Annotated in this window: 23 protein-coding genes; 4 read left to right on the forward strand and 19 right to left on the reverse strand. The window is 70.7% G+C overall.

Annotated features, from left to right (window positions below):
• Positions 1-98 precede the first annotated feature (98 nt).
• From tpiA to gap, 3 genes are read right to left on the reverse strand one after another with little or no spacing between them, the layout of a single operon-like run.
• Positions 99-881, reverse strand: coding sequence for a triose-phosphate isomerase (gene tpiA / locus ACWEVS_RS15665; protein WP_354907133.1), 783 nt, complete (start codon positions 879-881; stop codon positions 99-101).
• A 48-nt stretch (positions 882-929) separates the two neighbouring features.
• On the reverse strand, positions 930-2,108 hold the full coding sequence (locus tag ACWEVS_RS15670) for a phosphoglycerate kinase (protein ID WP_452417832.1): 1,179 nt from the start codon (positions 2,106-2,108) through the stop codon (positions 930-932).
• The gene (gene gap, locus ACWEVS_RS15675) at positions 2,108-3,112 is read right to left on the reverse strand and encodes a type I glyceraldehyde-3-phosphate dehydrogenase (RefSeq protein WP_452417831.1); all 1,005 of its coding nucleotides are present in this window, start codon (positions 3,110-3,112) and stop codon (positions 2,108-2,110) included. Before gap ends, ACWEVS_RS15670 begins: the two co-directional genes overlap by 1 nt.
• A 186-nt stretch (positions 3,113-3,298) precedes the next feature.
• On the opposite strand from gap, the gene ACWEVS_RS15680 reads away from it, so the two are divergent.
• On the forward strand, positions 3,299-3,799 hold the full coding sequence (locus tag ACWEVS_RS15680) for a hypothetical protein (protein WP_452551999.1): 501 nt from the start codon (positions 3,299-3,301) through the stop codon (positions 3,797-3,799).
• Positions 3,800-4,273: 474 nt separating this feature from the next.
• On the opposite strand, the gene whiA is transcribed toward ACWEVS_RS15680, so the two are convergent.
• The 7 genes from whiA to ACWEVS_RS15715 form a co-directional block, all read right to left on the reverse strand.
• Positions 4,274-5,254, reverse strand: coding sequence for a DNA-binding protein WhiA (gene whiA / locus ACWEVS_RS15685; RefSeq protein WP_354907137.1), 981 nt, complete (start codon positions 5,252-5,254; stop codon positions 4,274-4,276).
• 72 nt (positions 5,255-5,326) lie between these two features.
• The gene (locus ACWEVS_RS15690) at positions 5,327-6,319 is read right to left on the reverse strand and encodes a gluconeogenesis factor YvcK family protein (RefSeq protein WP_449925729.1); all 993 of its coding nucleotides are present in this window, start codon (positions 6,317-6,319) and stop codon (positions 5,327-5,329) included.
• Positions 6,320-6,780: 461 nt separating this feature from the next.
• The gene (rapZ, locus tag ACWEVS_RS15695; protein ID WP_354907139.1) at positions 6,781-7,668 is read right to left on the reverse strand and encodes an RNase adapter RapZ; all 888 of its coding nucleotides are present in this window, start codon (positions 7,666-7,668) and stop codon (positions 6,781-6,783) included.
• 5 nt (positions 7,669-7,673) lie between these two features.
• On the reverse strand, positions 7,674-9,581 hold the full coding sequence (gene uvrC / locus ACWEVS_RS15700) for an excinuclease ABC subunit UvrC (RefSeq protein ID WP_449925732.1): 1,908 nt from the start codon (positions 9,579-9,581) through the stop codon (positions 7,674-7,676).
• 217 nt (positions 9,582-9,798) lie between these two features.
• Entirely contained in the window at positions 9,799-10,284 is a 486-nt protein-coding gene (locus ACWEVS_RS15705) for a Rieske (2Fe-2S) protein (RefSeq protein ID WP_452552001.1), read from the reverse strand.
• Positions 10,285-10,333: 49 nt separating this feature from the next.
• Positions 10,334-10,810, reverse strand: a complete 477-nt coding sequence (locus ACWEVS_RS15710; RefSeq protein ID WP_354907142.1) for a Rieske (2Fe-2S) protein — start codon at positions 10,808-10,810, stop codon at positions 10,334-10,336.
• A 109-nt stretch (positions 10,811-10,919) separates the two neighbouring features.
• Positions 10,920-11,357 (reverse strand): Rieske (2Fe-2S) protein, encoded by a 438-nt coding sequence (locus ACWEVS_RS15715; RefSeq protein WP_449925739.1) that lies wholly within the window; start codon positions 11,355-11,357, stop codon positions 10,920-10,922.
• A 209-nt stretch (positions 11,358-11,566) separates the two neighbouring features.
• On the opposite strand from ACWEVS_RS15715, the gene ACWEVS_RS15720 reads away from it, so the two are divergent.
• Positions 11,567-12,247, forward strand: a complete 681-nt coding sequence (locus ACWEVS_RS15720; RefSeq protein ID WP_452552003.1) for a DUF2306 domain-containing protein — start codon at positions 11,567-11,569, stop codon at positions 12,245-12,247.
• A 47-nt stretch (positions 12,248-12,294) separates the two neighbouring features.
• On the opposite strand, the gene uvrA is transcribed toward ACWEVS_RS15720, so the two are convergent.
• Entirely contained in the window at positions 12,295-15,135 is a 2,841-nt protein-coding gene (uvrA, locus tag ACWEVS_RS15725) for an excinuclease ABC subunit UvrA (protein WP_354907145.1), read from the reverse strand.
• Positions 15,136-15,313: 178 nt separating this feature from the next.
• On the opposite strand from uvrA, the gene ACWEVS_RS15730 reads away from it, so the two are divergent.
• The gene (locus ACWEVS_RS15730; RefSeq protein WP_354907146.1) at positions 15,314-16,102 is read left to right on the forward strand and encodes a maleylpyruvate isomerase family mycothiol-dependent enzyme; all 789 of its coding nucleotides are present in this window, start codon (positions 15,314-15,316) and stop codon (positions 16,100-16,102) included.
• Positions 16,099-16,758, forward strand: coding sequence for an MBL fold metallo-hydrolase (locus tag ACWEVS_RS15735; RefSeq protein WP_449925750.1), 660 nt, complete (start codon positions 16,099-16,101; stop codon positions 16,756-16,758). The genes ACWEVS_RS15730 and ACWEVS_RS15735 overlap by 4 nt, the downstream gene beginning before the upstream one ends.
• A 402-nt stretch (positions 16,759-17,160) precedes the next feature.
• Here ACWEVS_RS15735 and pssA read toward each other — a convergent pair whose 3' ends face one another.
• The 8 genes from pssA to steA form a co-directional block, all read right to left on the reverse strand.
• Positions 17,161-17,991, reverse strand: a complete 831-nt coding sequence (gene pssA / locus ACWEVS_RS15740) for a CDP-diacylglycerol--serine O-phosphatidyltransferase (protein ID WP_354907149.1) — start codon at positions 17,989-17,991, stop codon at positions 17,161-17,163.
• Positions 17,978-18,628, reverse strand: a complete 651-nt coding sequence (locus tag ACWEVS_RS15745) for a phosphatidylserine decarboxylase (protein ID WP_354907150.1) — start codon at positions 18,626-18,628, stop codon at positions 17,978-17,980. Before ACWEVS_RS15745 ends, pssA begins: the two co-directional genes overlap by 14 nt.
• 97 nt (positions 18,629-18,725) lie before the next feature.
• Complete coding sequence (locus ACWEVS_RS15750; protein ID WP_354907151.1) at positions 18,726-19,721, reverse strand: TerC family protein; 996 nt, start codon at positions 19,719-19,721, stop codon at positions 18,726-18,728.
• 194 nt (positions 19,722-19,915) lie between these two features.
• A complete protein-coding gene (locus tag ACWEVS_RS15755; protein WP_452552005.1) occupies positions 19,916-21,310 on the reverse strand; it encodes a glycosyltransferase family 4 protein in 1,395 nt (464 codons plus the stop codon).
• On the reverse strand, positions 21,310-23,112 hold the full coding sequence (murJ, locus tag ACWEVS_RS15760; protein ID WP_452552007.1) for a murein biosynthesis integral membrane protein MurJ: 1,803 nt from the start codon (positions 23,110-23,112) through the stop codon (positions 21,310-21,312). Before murJ ends, ACWEVS_RS15755 begins: the two co-directional genes overlap by 1 nt.
• 32 nt (positions 23,113-23,144) lie before the next feature.
• Complete coding sequence (locus tag ACWEVS_RS15765) at positions 23,145-23,978, reverse strand: hypothetical protein (RefSeq protein WP_452552009.1); 834 nt, start codon at positions 23,976-23,978, stop codon at positions 23,145-23,147.
• A 2-nt stretch (positions 23,979-23,980) separates the two neighbouring features.
• A complete protein-coding gene (locus ACWEVS_RS15770) occupies positions 23,981-24,946 on the reverse strand; it encodes a copper transporter (RefSeq protein ID WP_452552011.1) in 966 nt (321 codons plus the stop codon).
• Positions 24,943-26,139: a putative cytokinetic ring protein SteA gene (steA, locus tag ACWEVS_RS15775; protein WP_449925767.1), complete on the reverse strand. Its 1,197-nt coding sequence runs from the start codon at positions 26,137-26,139 to the stop codon at positions 24,943-24,945. Before steA ends, ACWEVS_RS15770 begins: the two co-directional genes overlap by 4 nt.
• Positions 26,140-26,194 lie beyond the last annotated feature (55 nt).

Here is a 26,194-nt window from a genome sequence, read left to right on the forward strand (position 1 = left end):
CGTAGACCCGTTCTTTCAATGCTCAGTTCGCGCGACGATTCAAACTTGCTTCTAGAGGGTACGACCTGCTGTCAAGTCGCACCCTCCGAACGCTCCAGTTAGCCAGACATTTCGCCGAAACGGCAGATCTTGACGTACTCCCCTGCATCGATGCTGGCGCCGCCCACGAGGGCGCCGTCGATGTCGGGCTGAGCCATGATCCCGGCGATGTTGTCAGACTTGACCGAGCCTCCGTAAAGGATACGGATGCCGGCGGCCACTTCGGGCGTGTAGAGCGCGGCGAGTCGTGCTCGGAGCGCGCTGCACACCTCCTGTGCGTCCTGCGGGGTGGCCACCTCGCCGGTACCGATCGCCCAGACCGGCTCGTAGGCCACCACTATCGATTTTGCCTGCTCTTCGGTGACTCTGCGCAGAGCGGCTTCAAGTTGTGACACGCAGTGGGCCACCTGGCCCTGCGCGTGCCGTACCCCGAGGTCCTCGCCGACGCACAGGATCGGCGTCAGGGAGTGCCGGTAGGCGGCCAGGACCTTGGCGTTGACGACGCCGTCGCCCTCGTCGTGGTACTGGCGGCGCTCGGAGTGGCCGACCGTCACGTACGTGCAGCCGAGCTTGGCCAGCATCGCGCCGGACACGTCGCCGGTGTAGGCGCCGGCCTCATGCTGGGAGAGGTCCTGCGCGCCGTACACGATGCGCAGCTTGTCGCCGTCGACCAGCGTCTGCACGCTGCGCAGGTCGGTGAACGGCGGCAGCACCGCCACCTCGACCTTGTCGAAGTCCTTGTCGTTCAGCGCGAAGGCGAGCTTCTGGACCAGCGCGATGGCCTCGAGGTGGTTGAGGTTCATCTTCCAGTTGCCGGCGATGAGCGGCTTGCGTGTGGTCAACGCCCGCTCACCACGCATCCGCTCTCGGCGCGTCGGTTTCGCTGCACGTCAGTCCTCCAGGACGGCCAGACCGGGCAGGGTCTTGCCTTCGAGATACTCGAGGCTAGCCCCACCACCGGTGGAAATGTGGGAGAAGCCGTCCTCCGGCAAGCCGAGCCGGCGTACGGCTGCCGCCGAGTCGCCGCCGCCCACCACGGTGAAGGCCTCGGAAGCGACCAACGCCTCGGCCACCGCACGAGTTCCGCCGGCGAACGCGTCGAACTCGAACACGCCCATGGGGCCGTTCCAGAAGACGGTGCGCGCGTCGGCCAGCCTGCTCGCGAACAGCTCGCGGCTGCGCGGGCCGATGTCGAGCCCCTGCCGGTCGGCGGGGATCTTGTCGGCGTCGACCACCTCGTGGCCGGCGTCCTCGGCGAAGTGGGTGGCGGCCAGCACGTCGACGGGCAGCAGCAGCTCGACGCCGCGCTTGGCCGCCTCGTCGAGGAAGCCGCGCACCTGGTCGAGCTGGTCCTCCTGCAGCAGCGACGCCCCGACCTCGTGACCCTGGGCCTTGAGGAAGGTGTAGGCCATACCGCCGCCGATGAGCAGCCTGTCGACCTTGGTGAGCAGATTGGCGATGACGCCGAGCTTGTCGGAGACCTTCGCGCCGCCCAGCACGACCACGTAGGGCCGCGCCACGTCCTCGGTGAGCCTCCTGAGCACCTCGACCTCGGCCACGATGAGCCTGCCCGCCGCGTGCGGCAGCAGCTGCGGCACGTCGTAGACGCTGGCGTGCTTGCGGTGCACGGCGCCGAAGCCGTCGCCGACGTACAGCTCGGCCAGGGCGGCCAGCCGCTCGGCGAAGGCGCGCCTGACCGCGTCGTCCTTGGACTCCTCGCCCGGGTCGAAGCGGAGGTTCTCCAGCAGGGCCACCTGGCCGTCCTGGAGACGCTCGACCGTCTCGGTGCCGATCACCTCGGGCGAGAAGGCGACCTCCTGGCCCAGCAGCTCGCCCAGGCGCTTGGCGACCGGCCCGAGGGAGTACTTCGGGTTCGGCTCACCCTTCGGACGGCCCAGGTGGGCGCAGACGACGACCTTCGCGCCGCGCTCCACCAGGGTGCTGATCGTCGGCACCGACGCGCGGATGCGGCCGTCGTCGGTGATCGTCTCCCCGTCGAGGGGGACGTTGAGGTCGGCGCGCACCAGGACGCGCCGGCCCTTCACGTCGAGATCGTCGAGCGTGCGCATCAGAGGTCAGCGCCCACCAGCTGGATCAGGTCGGCGAGGCGGTTGGAGTAGCCCCACTCGTTGTCGTACCAGCCGACGACCTTCACCTGGTTGCCGATGACCTTGGTCAGGCCGGCGTCGAAGATGCAGGAGGCCGGGTCGGTGACGATGTCGCTGGAGACGATCTCGTCCTCGGTGTAGGTCAGGATGCCCTTGAGCGGGCCCTCGGCGGCGGCCTTGACGGCGGCGTTGACCTCCTCGACGGTGACCTCGCGAGCCAGGTCGACGGTCAGGTCGGTGGCCGAGCCCGTGGGGATCGGCACGCGCATCGCGAAACCGTCGAGCTTGCCCTTCAGCTCGGGCAGCACCAGGCCGATGGCCTTGGCGGCGCCGGTCGAGGTCGGGACCACGTTGAGCGCGGCGGCGCGGGCGCGGCGCAGGTCCTTGTGCGGGCCGTCCTGCAGGTTCTGGTCCTGCGTGTAGGCGTGGATGGTGGTCATCAGCCCCTTCTCGATGGTGAAGGCGTCGTGGATGACCTTGGCCATCGGGGCCAGGCAGTTGGTGGTGCAGGAGGCGTTGGAGATGATCGTGTGCGCGGCGGGGTCGTACTTGTCGTGGTTGACACCCATCACGATGGTGATGTCCTCGCCCTTGGCGGGCGCGGAGATGATCACCTTCTTGGCGCCGTTGTCGGCGTGCACCTTGGCCTTGGCGGCGTCGGTGAACAGGCCGGTCGACTCCACCACGACGTCGACGCCAAGGTCGCCCCAGGGCAGCTTGGCGGGGTCGCGCTCCTCGAAGACCTTGATGGCCTTGCCGTCAACGGTGATCTCGTCACTGCTGGCCTTCACCTCGTACGGCAGGCGGCCCAGGATGCTGTCGTACTTCAGCAGGTGGGCGAGCGTCGCGTTGTCGGTCAGGTCGTTGACCGCGACGATCTCGATGTCCTTGCCGCTGGCGGCGACCGCTCGCCAGAAATTGCGGCCGATGCGACCGAAGCCGTTGACGCCTACGCGGATGCTCACGGAACCGTCTCCTCGTACATGAATGGCGGGCTGAAACCTCTGCAAACACTATCGGACCCAAATTGGTTTAGACCACGTGAGGTCCCGTCCGGTTTTTCCTCGATCACCACACGTCATTTGCCCCGGTCGAGTAAAGTGCCCGACTCGTTACCGTCAAATCCCCTCATTTCCTAGGACCTCATCACCATGAGCCAGCAGAAGTCAGGCCTGGTACCCGGCACCCTCATGGGCCTGGTGGCCATGCTCGTCGGCGCCGGTCTCCACGGGACGGTCATCGGCATCACCGAATACAACCTCGGCGTCGTCGCGGTGCTGGTAGGCGTGCTCGTCGGGCTCGGCATGACGGCCGTCCAACCGTCCAGCGCGGTCCTGCCCGTCCTGGCCGCCCTGTACGGCGCCGCCGGAGCCGCCCTCGGCACCACGATCGGCGTGACCGTGCTCACCGTGAAGGCCGCCCCCGGCACCGGCTACCTGGCCGCCGCCCGCACGGTCGTCACGCGGTTCGACCAGGTGATCCAGAAGGACCCGGTGATCGCGCTGTTCTGGGTGATCAGCGCGGTGGCGGCCTTCGCGTTCGTGAACAAGCGGGTCAGAGCGGTCAGGGCGGCCCGGGAGGCCGCCGCGTCGCAAGCGCCCGCCGTACCCGCCGAGGAGCCGGTCGACCTGTTCACGCCGCGGAACCGCTGAGCTCCCCCGCCCGGGTTCGCCCCGGTCCGGGGAGGCTCCGCCCGCTTCACCCCAGAACCGCCGAAGTCACCCCGGATCGCGAAGCTCCACCCGAAGCCCCGACACCACCGGCCACCGCCGCCCCACTCCGAACCCGCTGACCTGCACGTGAGCGGCTCCACTCCGAAGCCCGCGGGCCTATGTGCGTGGCCCCAGCCCGCTCCCAGGCCCGGCATGCCTGACCCCGACGCACGGCCCTCCAGCGCGGACAGGAGGCGCTTTCAAGCTGGGCATCCTGCGCCGCGGCCACAGTGCCGCACGTCCCACACGGCCATCGGCGGCTCTCGACCCGTGACCTGAGAGCCCCCGCGACACCCTCGACGCGACCTGGCACCTCACACGTCGCCTCCGGACCGGCAGGTCACGCCCAGCGAGCAGTCTCACCGCGCCGTGGAGACCGGCAAACCGCGGACGCCGACCCGCGGCGCCCCCGGGTCACGGAGCCATCATCTCCACCGTGAGGTTGGCCTCGGTGTTGGGGATCCCCAGGTCGGAGGCGCGCTTGTCGGCCATCGCCAGCAACCGCCTGATGCGGCCCGCGATGGCGTCCTTGGTCAGCGGCGGGTCGGCGATCTGGCCCAGTTCCTCGAGCGAGGCCTGCTTGTGCTCGACGCGGAGCCGTCCCGCGACGACCAGGTGCTCGGGGGCGTCGTCACCGAGGATCTCCAGCGCCCGCTGCACCCGCGCGCCGGCGGCCACGGCCGCGCGCGCCGAACGCCGCAGGTTGGCGTCGTCGAAGTTGGCGAGCCGGTTGGCGGTGGCCCGCACCTCGCGGCGCATCCGCCGCTCCTCCCACGCCAGCACGCTGTCGTGGGCGCCCAGCCTGGTCAGCAGCGCGCTGATCGCGTCGCCGTCCCGCACCACCACCCTGTCGACACCGCGCACCTCGCGCGCCTTGGCGTGGATCTTGAGCCGTCGCGCCGAGCCCACCAGCGCGAGCGCCGCCTCGGGCCCCGGGCAGGTGACCTCCAGCGACATCGAACGGCCGGGCTCGGTCAGCGAGCCGTGGGCGAGGAAGGCCCCGCGCCAGGCCGCCTCCGCGTCGCAGGAGGCACCGGCCACCACCTGGCGCGGCAGACCCCGTACCGGGCGGCCGTGGTTGTCGATCAGGCCGGTCTGCCTGGCCAGCGCCTCGCCGTCGCGGTAGACGCGCACGACGTAGCGCGAGCCCTTGCGCAGCCCGGCGGGGGCGAGCACCAGCACCTCGGCCTTGTGGCCGAAGACCTCGCCGATGTCCTTGATCAGCCGGCGTGCGGTGGCGTTGGTGTCGAGCTCGGCCTCGATCACGATGCGCCCGCCCACGAGGTGCAGCCCGCTCGCGAAGCGCAGCAGCGTGGACACCTCGGCCTTGCGGCAGCAGGGCTTGAGCACCGGCAGTCGGCTCAGCTCGTCCTTCACCACACCTGTCATTGCCATAAGCGTTAGTCCTCCCCCATACAGACCGGCTCCCAAGAAGTCTCTCGCACCTTCGCACGGCGCCGACCAGGATCAACGCTTCTGGAGGAAAATCTCGTCCAGGACGGAGGCAAGACGTCGTGGGTCATGCCTCGGCGAGCCGTCCTCGGCCGCCACGACGGCCGTCACGAGCCTGCCGCCGAGCGCGGCCGCGGCCTTCTCCAACGCGTCGCGGTCGTCGACCACGCCCGTGTCGGCCAGGACCACGTCCACCGTGAGGTCGGGCGCGTGCTGCCTGAGCACCTCCAGGTGCTGCTGGGGGGAGAAGTCGTCGGTCTCACCGGGCTGCGGCGCCAGGTTGAGCGTCACCAGCCGCTTGGCCCTGGTCACGTGGAGCGCCTCGGCCAGCTCGGGGACCTTCAGGTGCGGCAGCACGCTGGTGAACCACGATCCCGGGCCGAAGACCACCCAGTCGGCCTCGCGGATCGCCTGGACGGCCTCGGGACGCGCGGGAGGATCCTCGGGGACCAGCGAGATGGCCTGGACCCTGCCGGGCGTGAGCGCGCACGCCACCTGGCCGCGGACGGTCGAGATCACACCGTCGAGCTCGACCTCGGCGACGATGTCGAGCGGTACCGAGGCCATCGGCAGCACCCTGCCGTGCGCGCCGAGCAGCCGCCCCACCCAGTCGAGGCCCGCCACGGGGTCGCCGAGCAGTTCCCACAGCGCCACGATCAGCAGGTTGCCGACGGCGTGCCCGTGCAGCTCGCCCTCGCTCCTGAACCGGTGCTGGACGACCTCGCTCCAGGTGCTGCCCCACTCGTCGTCGCCGCACAGCGCGGCCAGCGCCATGCGCAGGTCTCCGGGCGGCAGCACGCCGAGCTCACGCCTGAGCCTGCCGCTGGAGCCGCCGTCGTCGGCGACGGTCACGACGGCGGTCAGCTCGTCGGTCACGCTCCGCAGCGCCGAGAGCGAGGCGTAGAGGCCGTGCCCGCCGCCGAGTGCCACCACCTTCGGCCCGCGGCCCGCCCGCCCGGCGGCGGGAGCCCACGGGTCCTCTCGAAGGTCACCATCCGGACCGCGCATATCCGCCCGAACCTCGCCATCAGTACCTTGCGCCGCCAACCGCACCTCACTACCCGGACCTCGCAGGGACAACCACACCCGACCACCGTGCTCCCGTAAGGACCATCGGGCCCGGCCACCGGGATCCTGCCGGGACGACCACACCCGGCCGCCGGGATCCCCTACGCACCGCCTTGTCCAGCCACCGGGCCCCCACCCGGACGACCGCACCCGGCCGGCGGAATCCCGGGCAGGCCACCGCACCCGGCCACCGGAGCCCCAGCAGGACGACCACGCCTGCCCACCGGAATCACGCACGGACGCCCCCGTCCCAGCACCGCGATCCCGCAGGGGCGGCGACGCCAGGTCGCCCTCACCCCGTGCCGACACCCCCGCACGGTCACCAGGCCCCCGCGAGGACGGCCGGGCCCCGGCATCCGGGGCCCTGGTCTCGCGACCGGCTACGCTCGCCTGCCCATCCGTCACTCCCGGCCCACATCCCGGTGACTCACCTGGACCTCCATGCCGCGGTCACGCAACCGGGCGCCGAACTGCTCGGCCATGGCCACGCTGCGGTGCTTGCCGCCCGTGCAGCCCACCGCCAGCGTCGCGTAGCTCTTGCCCTCACGCGCGTATCCGGCCGCGACGATCTTGAAGGCCTCCTCGTAGGCGTCGAGGAACTCCTTGGCGCCCGCCTGCCCGAGGACGTAGTCGCGCACCGGGACGTCGAGGCCGTTCATCGGCCGCAGTTCGGGCACCCAGTGCGGGTTGGGCAGGAAGCGGCAGTCGACGACGAGATCGGCGTCGACCGGCAGGCCGTACTTGAAACCGAAGGAGACAACGTTCACCCGCAGCCCCGGCCGGTCGTCGCCGCCGAAGTAGGCGACGATCTTGTTGCGCAGCTCGTGGACGTTGTGGGCGGAGGTGTCGATCACCAGGTCGGCGTTGGCGCGCACCTCGCGTAGGATGCCGCGCTCGCGCGCGATGCCGTCGACCAGCCGGCCCTCGCCCTGCAGCGGGTGCGGCCTGCGGACGTTCTCGAACCTGCGCACCAGCTCCTCGTCACTGGCCTCGAGGAAGACGACCCGGACGCGCACGCCGCGGGCCTCCAGTTCCTCGATCGCGGCGTTGAGGTCGGTGGTGAAAGCGAGGCTCCGCACATCGACCACGGCCGCCACCTTGTCGGCGGCCAGCTTCACCCTGCCCGCCTCCTCCGCCATGGCGAACAGCAGACCAGGCGGCAGGTTGTCGATGACGAACCAGCCCAAATCCTCCAGCGCCTTGGCCGCGGTGCTACGTCCGGCGCCTGACATGCCGGTCACGATGACGAACGCGGTCTCGGCGCGTCCTTGATGTTCTGGGCTGCTCATAACCCTCACTCCTGGGCAAACCTTGACACGATCACCTCTGCGGTCGCGCGGCCGATGCCGGGGACCTCGCAGATCTCGGCCACGGTGGCCTCACGTAGCCGCTTCACGGAGCCGAAATGCTTGAGCAACGCCTGCCTGCGCGCCGGGCCGAGGCCAGGCACTCCGTCGAGCGCGCTCTCCTTCACCGTCTTGGACCGCTTGGATCGATGGTAGGTGATGGCGAAGCGATGCGCCTCGTCACGCACCCGTTGCAGCAGGTAGAGACCCTGGCTGGCGCGCGGCAGGATGACCGGCTGGTCGTCTCCGGGCAGCCAGACCTCCTCGAGCCGCTTGGCGAGGCCGCACACCGCGACGTCGTCGATGCCGAGCTCGTCGAGCGCCCGCTGCGCCGCCGCGGCCTGCGGGCCCGCGCCGTCGACCACGACCAGGTTGGGCGGGTAGGCGAACTTGCGCGGCTTGCCGGTCTCGGGGTCGATCGGCCCGTGCCCGTGATCGTCCTCCGCCGTCAGCTCACCGGTGGCCGAACGCTCCTCCAGGTAGCGCTTGAACCTGCGGGTGATCACCTCGTGGATCGAGGCGACGTCGCCCTCCTTGGTCCGTACGGCGAAGCGGCGGTACTCGCTCTTGCGGACCAGGCCGTCCTCGAACACCACCATCGACGCCACGACGTTCTCCCCCTGCAGGTGGGAGACGTCGTAGCACTCGATGCGCAGCGGCGCCTGGTCGAGGTCGAGCGCGTCGGCGATCTCCTGCAGCGCCTGGCTGCGCGTCGTCAGGTCGCCGGCCCTGCGCAGCTTGTGCTGGGCCAGCGCCTCCTTGGCGTTGCGCTCGACGGTCTCCATCAGCGACTTCTTGTCGCCGCGCTGCGGCACCCGCAGCTCCACCCTGGCGCCGCGCTGCTCGCCCAGCAGCTCGGTGACGGCCGCGGCGTCCGGCGGCAGCGCCGGCACCAGCACCTCCCTGGGGATGTCGCCCTCGGCGTAGATCTGCAGCAGGAAGTGCTCGACCAGCTCGCCTGGCGTGGTCTCCTCGACCTTGTCGACGACCCAGCCGCGCTGACCCTTGATGCGCCCGCCGCGTACGTAGAACACCTGGACGGCCGCCTCCAGCGGATCCTCGGCCAGGGCGATCACGTCGGCGTCGGTGGCGTCGCCGAGCACGACGGCCTGCTTCTCCAGCGCGCGTTGCAGCGCCTGGATGTCGTCGCGGATGCGGGCGGCGCGCTCGTACTCCTGCTCGGCGGCCGCGGCGCGCATCTCCTGTTCGAGCCGTTTGATGAAGCGCCCGGTGTTGCCGGCCATGAAGTCGCAGAAGTCCTCGGCCAGATCGCGGTGCTCCTGCGGGCTCACCCTGCCGACGCAGGGGGCCGAGCACTTGTCGATGTAGCCGAGCAGGCACGGCCTGCCGATCTGGCCGGCCCGCTTGAAGACCCCGGCCGAGCAGGTGCGCACGGGGAAGACCCGCAGCAGCAGGTCGACGGTCTCGCGGATGGCCCAGGCGTGGGAGTAGGGGCCGAAGTAGCGGGTGCCCTTCTTCTTCGCGCCGCGCATCACCTGCACGCGCGGAAAGTCCTCGCCCATGGTGACCGCGAGATAGGGGTAGGACTTGTCGTCGCGGTACTTGACGTTGAAGCGCGGGTCGAACTCCTTGATCCAGGAGTATTCGAGCTGGAGAGCCTCGACCTCGGTGCCGACGATGGTCCAGTCGACGCTCGCCGCGGTGGTGAGCATGGTCTGCGTGCGCGGATGGAGCCCGGCGAAGTCGGCGAAGTAGGAGTTGAGCCGCTGGCGCAGGCTCTTGGCCTTGCCCACGTAGATCACCCGGGCGTTGGCGTCCCGGAACCGGTAGACCCCGGGGGAATCGGGGATCGATCCCGGCTTGGGACGGAAACTCAAGGTGCTCGCCACGTTCAAGAGCCTATAGGCCGCCACCGACAACCAAGCGCGATCCAGCCTCCGCCCAGCGGACGGTCAACCGCGGCCGTCGACGGCGCGGTCTCGGGGCCTAACATCCAGCCGCCCCGCCGAGGGAGCGGCCCGGTCCGCCGCGCCCCGAGCGTGCCGCTCACCGTCGTAATGGCACCGCGCGCCCGCCGTACCCGAAGGCCCTTCGGGTACGGCGGGCGACACCTCACGCCAGCGCGATCGAGTCCCCGTCGACCTTGATCGGCACCTCGCCCAGCGGCTCGGTCGCCGGACCGTTCTTGACCGACCCGTCCTCGATGCTGAACTTGCTCCCGTGGCAGGCGCAGTCGATCGTCCCGTTGCCCACCGACGTCACCGGGCACCCCTTGTGGGTGCAGATCGCGCTGAAGCACTTGAACTGCCCGGCGGCCGGCTGGGTGACGACGACCTTCTGCTCCTTGAAGATCGCCCCTCCGCCGACCGGGACGTCGGCGGCCGTCGTGAGGGCACCGCCGCCCGAGCCGGTCGACGCCGGTGCCGACGCCGGTGCCGCTGACGAGGCCGACGCCGACGGGGCCGCCGAGCTTTCCTGCGCCTGGGGCGCCGCGCTGGTCGCGCCGCCGTCGCCGCCGCACGCGGCGAGCACCATGGTGAGGCCGCCCGCTCCCACGCCGGCGATGACGGTCCTGCGGCTGTGAAGGTCTTCTGCCATGCGGCCCAACCAACCGCAGACTGCTGAGAAAATTGTGAAAGAAGGTGCGTTATGCCAACGAGATGCTGCCGCCGTCGACGGTGATCTTCTTCTCGGCCAGAGGCTTGGTCGCCGGGCCGTTGGCGACCGAGCCGTCGGCGATGTTGTACCTGCTGCCGTGACACGGGCAGTTGATCGTGCCGTCCGAGACGTCGTCGACCGTGCATCCCTGGTGGGTGCACACGGCCGTGAAGCACTTGAACTCGCCTGCCGTGGGCTGCGTGACCACGACCTTCTTGTCGGCGAAGACCTTGCCGCCGCCCTCGGGGATGTCGGCCGTGCCGGTGAGCTCGCCACCGCCCGCCTTCTTGCCGGGCGAGGCGGCCGATCCCGGCTCGGCCGACTGCTCCTGACCCGCTCCGCTCGCCGCGGGTTCGGCCACCACGTCGCCCGAGGGCTGGCCGTATCCCGCGCACGCGGTGAGCAACACCCCCAGGCCGGCCCCTCCGGCTCCCAGCACCACCGCGCGGCGTGTCGTCTCTGCCATGGTCACCCTCCCGGGAATCGCTGTCTCTGTCAGGTACGGCCGGCGCGACCGCACCGGTTCAGCCTCTCCTCAACCAGCGCTCGGGTCCATGCACATTTACCGTTTTCCCCTACAGAATGACGATGCCGTCACCCTCGACCTTGACCGCGAACTCCGCCAGCGGGCCCGTCGCGGGGCCCTTCAGGCACTTGCCCGTGTCGGCGGCGAACTCGCTGCCGTGGCAGGGGCAGGTCATGACGCCGTCCTGGGGCCGGTTCACCGAGCAGCCGCGGTGTGGGCACCTGGCGGTGAACGCCTTGAACACCCCCGACGTGGGCTGGGTGATCACGATCTTCCACTCCTGGATCACCTTGCCGCTGCCCACGGGCACGTCGGCCTTCTTGGCGATGACCTTGCCCTTGATACCCGGCGGCACCACCGCCTTCGCGGACCCGTCGGAGGTGCCGCAGCCAGCCAGCGCGACGCCGCACACGGCCACGCCCGTCGCGCCCAGCATCTCGCGCCGCCCGATCGCGGGCATGCCGCCGCCCTGCTCCTCGCCTGCCATGTGCCCCCTCCACCTTCCCCCGTCGCCCATGTCAGGCCGGGCCTTTACCTGTTCTTAAGCCTATTGAGACCACCCCTCGGTCCCGCATCCGGCCCCGCCGCGGGCAGGCGGCACTGCGGTCAGTGGTCAGCAGTCAGCGGTCAGCGGTCAGCGGTCAGCGGTCAGCGGATGGTGCGCCGATGGTCAGCGGCCGCCCTGATGGTGTGGCCATGACGATCACAACCACTCCTCGCCCGCGCGGGGAGCACGCCTCCCGGCCGCGCTGGTGGCGGCGTCCCTGGGTGGCGCCGCTCGGCGTCGTGGCCCTCACGTTCGTCGCGTTCTCGCTGCCGCCGTACGTCTCGCTCGATCCCGCGCTCTCCCGGGTGCCCTCACCGCATCTCTGGTACTACGCCGTGCTGTCCGTGCACGTGCTGCTCGGGTCGATCGCGATGCTGGCCTGCTGCCTACAGGTGTGGCCGTGGTTCCGGCAGCGGTACCGGCGCGCGCACCGTGTCGTCGGCCGCGTGTACGTGCTGGCCCAGCTGCCGGCGGGCGTGCTGGCGCTGGTGCTGGCGTGGGCGACACCGTTCGGGCCGGTGGCGATGGCCAGCTCCCTGCTCATGGCGCCGCTGTGGCTGGCCTGCACGATCGTCGGATGGCGGATGGCCAGGCAGCGCCGGTTCGCCGAGCATCGGCGCTGGATGATCCGCAGCTTCGCCCTCACCATGTCGATCATCACGAACCGGATCTGGGGACTCGTCGCGATGGTGCTGCTGCTCCCCTCGGCCCCCGCGGGCGGTGAGGAGCAGCTCATGCAGACGGTCGCGGGCCTGAGCACGTGGCTGGGCTGGACCATCCCGCTGCTGGTCGCCGAATGGTGGTTGCAGCGCGGCCGCACCGCCCGCTGAGAGGAGGGGGGACGGCGCCCCGCCGCCCCCCTCGCCTCGCCGTCCCGTCAGACGGACAGGATCTTCCGCAGGAAGCGGCCGGTGTGGCTCTCGTCCACCAGCGCCACCTCTTCTGGCGTGCCCGATGCGACCAGCGTGCCGCCGCGGGAGCCGCCCTCGGGGCCCATGTCGATGATCCAGTCGGCGGTCTTGATGACGTCGAGGTTGTGCTCGATCACGATCACCGTGTTGCCGCCGTCGACCAGTCGCCCGAGCACGCCGAGCAGCCGCCTGATGTCCTCGAAGTGCAGGCCCGTGGTCGGCTCGTCGAGGACGTAGATCGTGCGGCCCGTCTGGCGCCGCTGCAGCTCGGAGGCGAGCTTGACGCGCTGCGCCTCACCGCCCGACAGCGTGGTTGCCGGCTGGCCGAGCCGTACGTAGCCCAGGCCCACGTCGTTGAGCGTCTGCAGGTGCCGCTTGATCGCCGGGATGGCCTCGAAGAACGACAGCGCCTCCTCGATCGGCATGTCGAGGACCTCGGAGATGGTCTTGCCCTTGTAGTGGACCTCCAGCGTCTCCCTGTTGTAGCGGGCGCCGTGGCAGACCTCGCAGGGGACGTAGACGTCCGGCAGGAAGTTCATCTCGATCTTGATGGTGCCGTCGCCGGCGCACGCCTCGCAGCGGCCGCCCTTGACGTTGAAGCTGAAGCGGCCGGGCTGGTAGCCGCGCACCTTCGCCTCGGTGGTGGCCGCGAACAGCTTGCGGATGTGGTCGAAGACGCCCGTGTAGGTCGCCGGGTTGGAGCGGGGCGTACGGCCGATCGGCGACTGGTCGACGTGGACGACCTTGTCGACCAGGTCCATGCCGTTGACCCTGGAGTGGCGGCCGGGCACCGTGCGGGCGCCGTTGAGCTCCTTGGCCAGGGCGTTGTAGAGGATGTCGTTGACCAGCGTCGACTTGCCCGAGCCCGACACGCCGGTGACGGCGGTGAACACGCCGAGAGGGAAGTCGATGTCGACGCCCTTCAGGTTGTGCTCGCGCGCGCCCTTCACGGTGATCTGCCGCTTCTTGTCGCGCTGGCGGCGCTTGCCGGGGATCGCGATCGACCTGCGGCCCGACAGGTAGGCGCCGGTCAGCGACTCCTCGTTGGCGAGCAGGTCCTGGACGGTGCCCGAGACGACGACCTGGCCGCCGTGCTCGCCCGCGCCGGGGCCGATGTCGACCACCCAGTCGGCGGCGGCGATCGTGTCCTCGTCGTGCTCGACCACGATCAGCGTGTTGCCCATGTCGCGCAGCCTGATGAGGGTGTCGAGCAGCCGCATGTTGTCGCGCTGGTGCAGGCCGATGGACGGCTCGTCGAGGACGTAGAGCACGCCGACCAGGCCCGAGCCGATCTGCGTGGCCAGGCGGATGCGCTGCGCCTCACCGCCGGCCAGCGTGCCGGCGGCGCGGTCCATGGTGAGGTAGTCGAGGCCGACGTCGAGCAGGAAGCCCATGCGGGCGTTGATCTCCTTGACCACCCGCTCGGCGATGTGCATGTCGCGCTCGGACAGCCGCAGCCCCGCCAGGAACTTGGCGCACTCGCCGATCGACATGCGCGAGACCTCGGCGATGGACCTGTCGGCGACCGTGACGGCCAGCGAGACGGGCTTGAGCCTGGCGCCCTTGCAGGCCGGGCACGGGATCTCCCGCATGTAGCCCTCGAAGCGCTCGCGCATGGAGTCGCTCTCGGCCTCGGCGTGCCGGCGCTGCACCCACGGGATGACGCCCTCGTAGGTGGTGTAGTACGAGCGCTGCCGGCCGTACCTGTTGCTGTAGCGGACGTGGACCTGCTCGTCGTGGCCGTACAGCAGCGCCTTCTGCGCCTTCTTCGGCAGCCGCTCCCACGGGGTGTCGAGGTTGAAGCCCATGGCCAGCCCGAGCGCCTCGATGAGGCGGATGAAGTACTCGCTGGTGTGGCCGCCCGCCCACGGGTTGAGCGCGCCGTCACCCAGCGTCTTCTCCGGGTCGGGCACGACGAGGTCGGGGTCGACCTCCATCTTCGTGCCGAGCCCCGTGCACTCGGGGCAGGCGCCGAAGGGCGAGTTGAAGGAGAACGAGCGCGGCTCGAGCTCCTCGAACGACAGGTCGTCGTAAGGGCAGTAGAGGTGCTCGGAGTAGAAGCGCTCGCGACCAGGGTCGTCGTCGGGCAGGTCGACGAACTCCAGCGTGATCGTGCCGCCGGACAGCTGCAGCGCCGTCTCCACCGAGTCGGTGAGCCGCCGGCGCGCGGACTCCTTCACCGACAGCCGGTCGACGATGACCTCGATGTCGTGCTTCTCGTACTTCTTCAGCGTCGGCGGCTCCTCCAGGCGGATCACCGTGCCGTCGACCCTGGCCCTGGCGTACCCCTTGGTCTGCAGCTCGCGGAACAGCTCGGCGTACTCGCCCTTGCGGCCCCTGACGACCGGGGCGAGCACCTGGAAGCGGGTGCCCTCTTCCAGTTCCATCACCCTGTCGACGATCTGCTGCGGCGTCTGCCTGGCGATCGGGCGGGCGCAGGCCGGACAGTGGGGCTTGCCGATGCGCGCCCACAGCAGTCGCAGGTAGTCGTAGACCTCGGTGATCGTGCCGACCGTGGAGCGGGGGTTGCGGCTGGTGGACTTCTGGTCGATGGAGACCGCGGGGGAAAGGCCCTCGATGAAGTCGACGTCGGGCTTGTCCATCTGGCCCAGGAACTGGCGGGCGTAGGAGGACAGGGACTCCACGTAGCGGCGCTGACCCTCGGCGAAGATCGTGTCGAAGGCCAGGCTCGACTTGCCCGAGCCGGACAACCCGGTGAAGACGATCAGGGAGTCTCGCGGAAGGTCGAGCGAGACGTCCTTGAGGTTGTGTTCTCGTGCGCCACGCACGATCAAACGGTCTGCCACGGTGATCCCGACGTCGAAGGTGTTGATAGGTCCACGGGGGATGGTAGAGGGAGGGTCCGACAATTTTCGGGGGTCCGCTCTGCCCCGCCGGAAACTTCCCTCACCAGGGTACGGCTTTCTGCCGAGCCGGTACCGGTCCTTGCATGGTCAACCACGGGAGCTGCGGCATTATGCCCGCATGACCGTTCTCGCCGCGCTGCGCGCGGAGCTCGCCGCCGCCACGGACCGCCTGCTCGCCACGGTCGGCGCGCTCGACGACGCCGAGGTCGCCGCGCCGTCCCTACTGCCCGGTTGGAGCAGGGGCCACGTCATCACCCATGTCGCCCGCAACGCCGACGGCCTCGGCAACCTGCTGACCTGGGCCAGAACCGGCGTCGAGACACCGCAGTACCCCGATCGCGCCAGGCGGACGGCCGACATCGAGGCGGGTGCCGGCCGCCCCGCCGCCGAGCAGCGCGCCGACCTGGCCGCCGGCGCCGCGCGGCTGGCCGCCGCCATCGAGGAGCTGCCCGAGCAGGCGTGGTCGGCGCGGGTCTCGGCGCTCATGCCGCCCCCGCACCCCGCCTGGTACGTCCTGGTACGGCGGGTGCGAGAGCTGGAGCTCCACCATGTGGACCTGGGGGCGGGATACACCCCCGCCGACTGGCCGGACGCGTTCGTGCGCAGGGAACTGCACGACAGCCTGGCCTGCTGGCCGTACGGCGAGAGCACGGTCGGCGGCATCGTGGTGACCGCCCCCGTGGGTGAGTGGAGCGACCTGGGGAAGGGGCCGGTGGTGCGAGGCGAGGCGCGTGATGTGCTCGCCTGGCTGACCGGCCGGTCGGCGGGGCAGGGCATTAGGGTGGTGCCGGAGGAGCCGGGCGCCGCCCCCGCGGAGGTACCTCCGCCGCCGCCGTGGCTGACCATGCCCGCTCCGGCGGATCTGCCTTCGGCGCCTCCTGACACCTATCCAGAGGAGAGCCCATGAGCTACACCGGCGATGTCCAGGTCGGCGGCCCAGCCGACGTACGTGAGCTGTCCGGGCTGACCATCACCAAGCTCGCCGTGGGTCCGTTCGACAACAACGCCTACCTGCTGCGGTGCACGCGTACCGGCGACGGGCTGATCATCGACGCGGCGGCCGACGCCGACCGGATCCTGGCGCTGATGTCGGACCAGCCGATCTCGGCCGTGGTCACCACGCACCAGCACGGCGACCACTGGCAGGCGCTGGAGCAGGTGGTCAAGGTGACGGGCGCGACGACGATCGCCCATCCGCTCGACGCGCCCGTGCTGCCGGTGCCCGTCGACCGGCTGGTGGAGCACGGTGACCGCATCTCCGTGGGCGTGCTCACGCTCGAGGTGATCCACCTGCGCGGCCACACGCCTGGCTCGGTCGCGTTGCTGTACGACGGGGGCGAGGAGGACGGCCACCACCTGTTCACCGGCGACTCGCTGTTCCCCGGCGGCGTGGGCAACACGGGGAAGGACCCGGTGCGCTTCGAGCAGCTCTACACCGACGTCGTGGAGCGCCTGTTCGACCGGCTGCCCGACGAGACGTGGGTGTACCCGGGCCACGGCAAGGACACCACGCTCGGCGCCGAGCGCCCCTCGCTGCCGGAGTGGAAGGCCCGCGGCTGGTGAGCTCTCCCGGTACGGCAAGCATCCGCCGTACCGGGGCGGCCGCCGCACGGCCGGAGCCCGCGCTCGGGAGCGAGGTCACGGAGAGCCGGCGTCGGGTGTGCCAGGATGCGGACGACCTTGTCGGCCGCCGCGGCCGGGTCGGCGGTGCTGGCCAGCACCTCGCCCCACGACCACCGGTAGAACCAGCCCTCCGCCAGCGCGACGCAGTCGACGGTCTCGGTCAGCAGACCCGGGCCCTGCTCCCCGCCGACCCGCAGGGACGGCGGGTCGGCGCGCAGGCGCGCCGTCAGGCCGCGCCGCTCCAGCTCCCTGGCCAGCCGGCCGAGAAAATAGGTGCGGGTGTGCTCGCGCATGGTTCCAGTAAACCCGGGCGAGCCCACCCGCAGGAGGGACAGACCTTGATCAGTCGCCGACGCGGGCGGCTTCCTTGCGCTCCTTGCGCTGTTCCCGCTTGAACAGCAGCACCCGGAGCGGGATCGCGGCGACCAGCGCGATCTGCATGGTGGCGCCGACCTGGATCAGCGTGTCGCCACCCTGCGGCCAGGCGGCCCACGCGGTGAGGCAGGCCACGTTGATCATGATCCAGGCGAGCACCACGGCCGCGAGCTGGCCCTTGGGCTTGGGGTACTCGATGCGGCTGACCATCAGCCACGCGACGCCGAGCACGGCGGCCAGCGAGAACCAGTTGGGCTGGAACAGCAGCACGATCGAGACGACCGTCATCGCGCCCATCGGGATCGGCAGGCCCATGAAGTCGCCGCTCTTGGTCTTGACGCAGGCGAAGCGGGCCAGCCGTACGCATCCGGCGATGAGCACCGACGCCGCCGCCAGGATGACGGCCGTCAGCGGCAGCTTGCCGGTGAAGCCGCCCCAGATCACCACCATGAAGGCGGGCGCGAAGCCGAAGCTGATCACGTCGGCCAGGTTGTCGAGCTCGGCGCCCATCGCGGAGGCGCGGAAGCGCCGCGCGACCAGGCCGTCGAACAGGTCGCACGTGGCGCCGATCAGCAGCAGCACCACGGCGGTGGCGAAGTAGCGCGGGTCGGGCACGAAGCCGGCGCCCGCCTTCAGCGCCTGGATCGCCGACGAGGCGAGGACGCAGACGGCCAGGAAGCCGCACAGCGCGTTGCCCAGGGACAGGGAGTCGGCCGCCGACAGCCTGAAGGCCTTGCCCACAGGGCCGCGCGGCTCCTCTTCTTCGGCCTGCCAGCCACCAGCCTCAGCCGCGGTCAATTCGAGTCACCCCCGCCACCGTCTTCTCGCCGACGCGCACGGCGGGCGAGATCCCTTCGGGAAGGTAGATGTCCACCCGCGAACCGAACCTGATGAGACCGACTCGCTCGGCCTGCGAGACCTTTTCGCCGGAGGTCATGTACGGCACGATCCTGCGCGCCACCGCGCCCGCGATCTGCACCATCTCGATGTCACCGAGCGCGGTCTCGAAATGCCACACCACGCGTTCGTTCTGGTCGCTGTCCTTGTTGAAAGCCGGCAGGAACCCACCCGCCACATGCTGCACGGAGGTGATGGTTCCCGCAAGGGGCGCGCGGTTGACGTGCACGTTGAGGGGGCTCATGAAGATCGCCACCCTGGTGCGGCCGTCCGGCCACGGGTCGATGCTCTGGACGACCCCGTCGGCGGGCGAGAGGATCCTGCCCTCCCCGGGCTCGCGGTCGGGATCGCGGAAGAACCAGAGCATCGCGCCCGTGAGCGCGGTCAGCGGCACGGCCGCGAAACCCCAGCGCCGGTCACGGCTGCTGAGGAAGGTCGTGGCCGTCGCGGCGGCCACGGTCGGGAAGAGCCACGGAGAGACGCCACGGGCCAGCCTGACGCGGCGGCCCTCCTGGCGACTTGCGGAATCGTCTGACACTGACAACCTTTGATGGTGACTACGGACGGGCGCTTTGCCGAGATGTTACAGACTTCGCCTCTGTTACACGAAGCAAAGCGCCTGGGCCACCCTCGCGCTAGCCCTCGTTGGCGCTCGCGGAGGTGGGAATTTCCTTCCCCTTCCGAGCGTCGCTGCGAGACTTCAGCAGACTTGCCACGGTGGTGACGACCATCGTGACTCCGATCACGGTCAGGGACATCCAGATGGGCACTTCAGGAGCCCACGAGACCCCGCTGGCATGCATGGCCTCGAGAATCAGCTTAACCCCGATGAAGCCAAGGATGAACGCCAGGCCGTAGCTGATGTAGACCAGGCGCTGCAGCAGACCGCCGAGCAGGAAGTACAGCTGACGCAGGCCCATCAGGGCGAACGCGTTGGCGGTGAAGACGATGAAGGGGTCCTGCGTGAGACCGAAGATCGCGGGGATCGAGTCGAGCGCGAACAGCAGGTCGGTCGTGCCGATCGCCACCATGACGATGAGCATCGGGGTGACCATGCGCTTGCCGTCGATCTTGACGATCACCTTGTGGCCGACGTAGTCGGGCGTGGTGGGGAAGGCCTTGCGCACCCAGCGCAGCAGCGCGTTCTCCTTGAACTCGTCCTCGTCGTCGTGGCCGTGCTGACGGATCAGGTTGATGGCGGTGTAGACGAGGAAGGCGCCGAAGACGTAGAAGAGCCAGCTGAACCGCTGCAGGGCCGCCGCGCCGAGCGCGATGAAGATGCCGCGCATCACCAGCGCCATCAGGATGCCGACGAGCAGCACCCGGTGCTGGTAGACCTTGGGCACGGCGAAACGGCCCATGATGATGAAGAAGATGAAGAGGTTGTCGACGCTCAGGCTGTACTCGGTGATGTACCCGGCGAAGAACTCTCCCGCCGACGAGACGCCCATGGTGAGCCAGAGCACCACCCCGAAGATCATCGCCAGGATGACGTAGAAGGAGACCCAGAAGCCCGCCTGCTTCATGGTGAACTCCCGGGCCTCACCCCGGTCGACGATCCACAGGTCTACGGCGATGACGACCAACAAGCCCACGATGACGGCGATCCAGGCCCACGCAGGTACAACCATACTGATACCAAACCCTCCGGCGCGCATGACAGACGACCGGAGGTCTCTCCCGCCCACTCACCGAGCCGGACCGGCAGCCCCGGGAGCCCCGTGGAGCGGGGCGAACCGTGATGACGAGGCTGTCGCGAAGGGATACTCCCCTCCCTTAACGCAAGCAGTATAGGAGAACGACTTAGCGCCGCCTAATCATCCCGTCACCGCTGTGATGTCTGCCGGTAGGCGGCCAGCGCCGCCTCGACCGCCTCGTCGGCCCCGGGAAGCGCCGCTCCCCTCCGTGCGGCGGCGACGGCCAGCCGCTCCCGCGCGCCGGGATCGTCGATGAGCTCGCGTACGGCTTCGCGCATCGCCGCCAGATCCCCGTACGGCACCAGCCTGCCCGCCCCGTCGACCAGGTCGGGGATCCCGCCGACCGCGGTGGCGACGACGGGCTTGCCCGCCATGAGCGCCTCGCTCAGGCTGAGCGGCTGACCCTCCCAATGGCTCGGCCACAGCACGAGGGTGGCGGCGGCGAGCAGGTCGGGGATGTCGTCGCGGTTGCCCAGCAGCAGGACGGGCAGCTTCTCCGCGTCGATCCTGGCCTGCAGCGCCTGCCGGAGCGGCCCCTCCCCGGCGACGGCGAACAACGGCCCACCCGTTTCCTGGGACGGCGTTTCCCGGGACGGCGCTCCATCGCGAACGCCCGAGCCCGACGTCACGCCGCGGCCACCGTGACTCGCTCCGTTGTGGACATGGGGGCTTGTCCCACTGTGGACGTCAGGACTCGTCCCGCCGACAACCCCGGCGCCCGTTCCGCTGGGGGCATGGGGGCCCGTCCCACCGCGGAGATCGGCGTTCGTCCCACCGGTAACCCCAGCGCTCGTCCCAGTGCGCACATCAGGACTCGTCTCACCGGCGACCCCGGCGCTCGTCCCACCGCCGACATCAGGGCTCGTCCCGCCGGAAGCATCGGGGCTCGACGTGCTGAAGGACGCGGCGAGGTCGAGCAGGGTCTCCAGGCCCTTCTGCTGCGCGAGCCTGGCGACGGTCAGCACCAGGGGCCGCTCCCCCGCCCCCAGTTCCTCCCGCACCGCCGGCTCGGGCCTGGTCGCCGGCCGCAGCGGCGGGGCGGGCACCACGGCGGGCACCACGTCGCGCGCCCCGAGCGCCCGCATCCGGTCACCGAGGTCGGGCGAGACGACGATCACCTTGTCGGCTCTCCTTGCCACGATGCGCTCGAGCACGCCGTAGACCGCGCCGACCAGCCCTCCGGCGGTGAGCGCGTTGTGGAGCGTCACCACCAGCGGCGCCCGCGGCCCGGCGAGCGCCGCGAGCGCGCCCGCCCGCAGCCCGTGGGCGTGCGCGACGTCCGCCCCGCGCAGGTGGCGCCTGATCCGCAGCACCGCTGTGGCGTCGTTGACCGGATGCGGGCGGTCGGCGACGGGCACCGGCGCGAACCCCGCCCCGGCCGCGCGGAAGCCGAACTGCTCCTCCACGCTGGGCGGGCCGATCACCACGACCCGGTGGCCACGCCGCAGCAGCCCCTCGGCCAGCATCCTGACGTGCCTGCCGGTGCCGCCCGAGGTCGTGCCGAGCACGAAGGCCACCCGCATCACTCACCATCCGTCCGTGAACCGGCGCGACCCCGCCGCGCTCCCTTACCTGTCACCCTGCCGACCAGCCTGCCCGCGACCGTGCCCGCCGCCCGGCCCGCCAACCTGCCTCCCGCCCGGCCCGCCACCATGGACGCCAGCGCCGCCGCGTCGGGCCTGTCCAGCGCGGCGACGGCCAGACCGCCGGTGACCAGGGCGACGCCGCCGGCCAGAACGGCCACCCCCACCTGCGCGATCATGCTCCCGGCCGGCAGCAGCGCCACCACGCCCGAACCGGCCAGGAAGCCGAGCCCGCCTCCGGCCACGGCCGCCAGCACCGCGCGCGCCACCCGGTCAGCGGGCCCAACGGCATCGAGGGCCCGGGCCTCGCCGCTGCCGGCTTCCGCGCCGGTTCCGGTACCGAAGGTACCCGCGCCGGGCCGCCCCGCGCGTCGTCCCGGCCCTCGCCGCACCGCGACGAGCAGCCACACGCCTCCTGCCGTCATGCCCACCGTCATGCCGAGCGCGAGCCCGCCGACCTTCCAGTCATCGGGCAGGGCCAGCACGAAGACCGTCTGCGCCAGCATCGCCACCACCCAGCCCGCGACGGTGCCCGCGGCCGCCGCCCGGCTCCTCCCCTCGGCGTAGAGCACCCTGCTCAGCTGCGCGATCATCCCGTAGCCGATCAGCCCGGGTGCGAAGAGCGCCACCGCGCGCGCCATCTCGATCGGCGGCACCCGGGTCTGCGCGCCGAGGAAGACGACCGATCCGGGCCCCGCCGCCGCGGCCAGCGCGCCCGCGGCCAGCCCCGAGATCAGCACCACCGCGCGCGTCGTGCGCGCGGCCAGGCGCGAGAAGTCCTCCCAGGACCCGTCGGCCGCGTGGGCCGACAGCCCGGGAAAGGCGCTCGTCGCGATGGGTACGGCCAGCACCGCGTAGGGCACCAGGTAGATCGCCCACGCGTAGTTGTAGATGAGCAGCCCGCGCTCGCCGATCCAGTGGTTCGACAGCAGCATCACCACGATCATCGTGGCCTGCTGGGCGATCAGCGCCGCCACGCCCGCCAGGGCGAGGGTGCGAACCTTGGCGGCCACGCCGTCGGGGAAGCGCAGCGTCGGCCGGAACCTCAGGCCGAGGCCGAGGACAGGCCCGACCACGGTGAGGACCAGCGAGAGGACGCCCAGGCTGGTGCCGACCGACAGGGCGAGCTCGGCGGCGGAGGGGATCTCGTCGAGCGCGGTCCTGCCGCCGCTGAGCGGGACGAACAGCAGGTAGGCGACGATCACCACGATGCTGGACACCAGCGGCGCCACCGCGGGCCCGGCGAAGCGGTGGTGCGACTGCAGGACGCCGTAGAGGACGACGGCCAGGCCGTACAGGGGGATCTGGGGGGCGAAGACCACCAGCATGCGGGTGGCGATCGCGCCGAACGCCGGCCCGCACTCCGCGACGGGGAACAGCCCGATGATCGGCCCGGCCAGCAGGGCGGTGAGCGCGCCGAGCGGCACGAGGACGACCAGCACCCACGTCAGCAGGGCTGAGGCGATCCCGCCGACGTCGAGCCGGCCCGCCGCACCCGCGATCACGGGCACGACCATGCCCGCCAGCGCGCCGCCCGCCACCATCTCGAAGACGATGTTGGGGATCTGGTTGGCGGTCATGTAGGCCGAGCCCAGGCAGACGTTGGTGTCGCCGACCGTCTGGGCGAACACGTATTGCTTGGCGAAACCGGTGATCCTGGCCAGGATCGTGATCGCGCCGATGAGCACGGCCGCGCCCGCCACGCCCCGAGCCACCGTCTCCCCTCTCCCCGTCGGACTCAAGGGGGCCATCATGGCAGAGCGCACCGACAACGCTACGCCGGGCGGCGGCCCAGCATGTCGATCCGGTTGAGGACCGGGTTTCCGGCGATGACCTTGGTGAAGCTGACCTTCTCCGAGGCGGCGGTGAGCGCGGCGACGGTGCCGAGCAGCGTGAGCCGCCCCCGCCTGCCGAGCGTGGTCACCGCGGCGAGCCCGAGCAGGGCGCCGAGCGCGTTGGCGCCCGCGTCGCCGAGCATGGCCTCCTCGCCGAGGTCCTCCGGCAGCAGCGCGGCGCCCGCGCCGAGCGGCACGGCCACCAGCGCGGCGGTCACCGGGTCGCGCCTGAGCAGCGAGAGCGCCAGCAGCGGCCCGCCGGCCATGAGCCCCACCTTGATGGCGCGTCCGGGGCGCAGGTCGAACAGGTTGGCCAGGTTCGCGCTGCCCGCGATCGCCGCGCCGTTGACGAGCGTGTCGAGCGCGCCACGGGAGACCAGCGTGGCGGCGGCCAGGCCGGAGCCACCGATGCCGAGGATCTTGATCGCGCCGCTGGTCACCTGTCCCTTGGCCAGCGCCGACAGGTGTCCTTTGAAGCCCTTGGAGGACGTCGCGCCGTAGAGGTCGTCGTAGGCGCCGAGCGCGCCGCTGCCCGCGCCCGCCAGCACGGCGGCCAGCCGTACCTGGAGGGGCATGCCAGGGGTGAGCGCGAGCGCGCCGGTCGCTCCCGCCACGAAGGCGGGCCCCTCCAGCAGGGTGAGCGTCTCGCCGCGGTGGTTGGTGCGCTCCCACTCCTTCGACCTGGGCTTGGCGGTGAGGGCGGTGTAGGCGGCCCTGGCCGCGACGACGCCGAGGGCGGCGCCGGCGAGGGCGGCCAGCAGAGCACGGGCCATGGTCAGCTCCCTGAGGTGGAGGGGGACGGGGTGGCGGCCGACGAGGCGGGCTGGAACTCGGTGGCGTCGGCGCCGGTGCCGTACTGGCCGGAACGCCCGCCGAGCTGCTCGCGCAGCGCGAAGACGACGACACCGCGGCCCGCCGGCATGTCGAGGGTGTCGACGGAGGAGACCTTCGCCGCGGCGTCGCTGGTGCCGCGAAGAGCGGCGAGGACGCCGCCCTGCTGGGTCGAGGTGAGGGTGCCGGCGAGGGCGGAGCCCTGGGCGCCGGCGTCCAGCCCTGCGGCCAGCGAGACGAGCGCGGCCGTCTGCGCCTGGGCCTTCTCGCCGGTGTAGACCGCCTCGGGGGCGAAGACGAGCGCCAGCGTGGCCCGTTTGGCGGGGGCGCCGTCGATGGTCAGCAGGCCGCCTTCCGCGAAGCCCTCGAGCACGCCGCGGGTGGCGGTGTTCTCGGTGCCGGCCTGGGCGTCGTCGGCCGTGACGAGCGTGGCGGCCAGCAGCGCCGCGGCGTTCTTGTACGGGTCGGTCCCCGGCAGCGTGAGGCCGGTGGCCAGCCCGGTGCTCAGCTGGTCGACGAACCCGGCCTGGCCGGGCTCGAGGAACTTCTCGGACAGCGTCACCTGCCCGCTGATCGTGGCGCCCGCCTGCAGCAGCACCTGCTCGGTCTGCTCGCGCAGGGTTCCCGAGCTGCCCGGGGCGGCCACCAGCAGCACGCTCTCGCCGGTCAGCTGACCGCGGATGATCGCAGGCATCTCGGCGGTGACGAAGGAGTCGTTGCCTCGTTCCCTGACCTGCAGCGCGGCCAGCTGCTCGCGGTAGTCCTCGTTGGACTTCTGCAGGTCCTGCGACGCCCGCCGCGCCGACTCGATCGCCGGGTTCGACAGCAGGGTGGTGCCCATCACGATGCCGACGGCGAGCGCCAGGAAGATCGCGACGATGGAGACGAGGTGATAGCGGAAATCGATCACGAGAAGAGTCCGACCAACCAGAAGATGAAGGAGTTCCAGGCGTCCTGCAGGCTGATCAGCCAGGTCTGGCCGATGGGCGACATGAAGATCGCCACGCCCATGGTGATCATCGCGGTGACCACCAGCAGGATCAGCTGCGGGGTGGAGATGCGGCTGCGGTACAGGCGGCTGACACCCTTGGCGTCGATCAGCTTGCCGCCGACCCTGAGCCTGGTCAGGAAGGTGCTGGCCATGCCCGAGCGGCCCTTGTCGAGGAACTCCACGAGCGTGGCGTGGGTGCCGACCGCGACGATCAGCTCGGCGCCCATGTCGTCGGCCAGCAGCATGGCGATGTCCTCGCTGGTGCCGGTGGCCGGGAAGATCACCGCGTCGCGGCCCAGCTGGTGGACCCGCTCGAGCCCGGGCGCGCGGCCGTCGCGGTAGGCATGGACGACCAGTTCGGCGCCGCAGGTCAGCGCCTTGGCCGAGACGGAGTCGAAGTCGCCGACGATCAGGTCGGGCAGGTAGCCGGCCTCCAGCAGCGCGTCGGCGCCGCCGTCGACGCCGACGAGCACCGGGCGGTACTCCCTGATGTACGGCCGGAGCGTGGCGATGTCCTCCTTGTAGTGGTAGCCGCGCACCACGATGAGAACGTGCCGGTCCTCCATGACCGTGCGGATGTCGGGCACGCCCACACCGTCGATGAGGAGCTTGCCCTCGCCCCTGACGTACTCCATGGTGTTGACGGCGAAGGCCTCGATCTGCACCGACAGGCCCGCACGCGCCTCGGCCATGGCCGCCTCGATGGTCTCGAGGTTCTGCACGTCACCCTTGCCGACCACCTCCTCGTCGAGGTAGACGACCCCGTCGTGGAGCCTGACGATGTCGCCGTCCCTGACGCGCTCGAAGAGCTCGGGGGTGGCGTTGTCGATGAACGGGACGCCGGACTCGACGATGATCTGCGGTCCGAGGTTGGGATATCGGCCGCTGATGCCCGCGGCCACGTCGACCACGGCCGCCGCGCCACACGCGACCAGCGCCTCCGCGCTCACCCGGTCGACATCGACGTGATCGATAATCGCGATTTCACCGGACTGGAGGCGCTTTGTCAGCCTCTTCGTCCTGCGGTCGATCCTCGCCACTGCCGTGACACCGGGAAGGTCACTGACCTTCTTTCCGCGGAGGCCCGGAATCTTGTTCGCCGGAACCTTCATCAAGACCATCCTGCCAGAGCCAACGGGCGGGGTGGTCGTGGACTGCACGGCGTGT

Source organism: Nonomuraea sp. NPDC003754 (genome assembly GCF_053605785.1).